Origin of the sequence: Caloramator mitchellensis (assembly GCF_001440545.1) — a bacterium.
Classification (GTDB): Bacteria; Bacillota; Clostridia; order Clostridiales; family Caloramatoraceae; genus Caloramator; species Caloramator mitchellensis.
The window spans coordinates 1-710 of record NZ_LKHP01000048.1 but is presented as its reverse complement, the minus strand read 5'-3'; the positions used below and the strand labels follow the sequence as shown (position 1 = coordinate 710).

General features: G+C 28.3%; 1 protein-coding gene. It reads left to right on the top strand.

The window, feature by feature from the left end:
• The coding region (locus tag ABG79_RS12145) for a transposase (RefSeq protein WP_160318253.1) at nt 1-478 on the top strand (478 nt) is incomplete at its 5' end.
• Nucleotides 479-710 lie beyond the last annotated feature (232 nt).

Below are 710 nucleotides of genomic sequence, written 5' to 3'. Positions count from 1 at the left end.
CCCGAAAGCTGAAATTCAAAGATGTATAATTCATCAGCTTAGAAATTGTTTCAAATATGTTTCGTATAAGCATCTTAAAGAATTTAGCAGAGATTTTAAAGCTGTATACCAAGCAGCAAGTGAAGAAATTGCAAGAGATAAATTTGAAGGTTTAAGAAAGAAATGGGAAAGTGAATACCCATTTGCAATAAAGAGCTGGGACAATAACTGGGATATTCTAAGTCCGTTTTACAAATACCCTGAAGAAGTAAGAAAAATAATGTATACAACAAATATCATAGAAGGTTTTCATAGACAATTAAGAAAAGTAACAAAATCAAAGGCTATATTTCCAAGCGATGAATCATTAGAAAAGATGCTTTTCTTAGTATCCAAGAATATAATGAAAAAATGGACACTTAGATATAGAAATTGGGATATGGTATTAAATCAATTAATGATAATGTATCCAGAAAGAGTGGAGAAATTTATTAAATAGAACCTCGCCGCAAAAAAATTTTTAAGTATAAACCTTAGTCGACCAAGGTCTCCAAAGGTTTATACTTAAAAAACTCAAACTACCCCTAATTACATAGTTTAACCAAAATTATTCAATTTCATGCATAAAAACTTTGAAAAATGTAAATAATAATAATGTGTTTCTAAATTCACAGAAAAAATTCTTGCCAAGAAAGAACGTAAATCAATACAAATACACAAAATTTTTTACA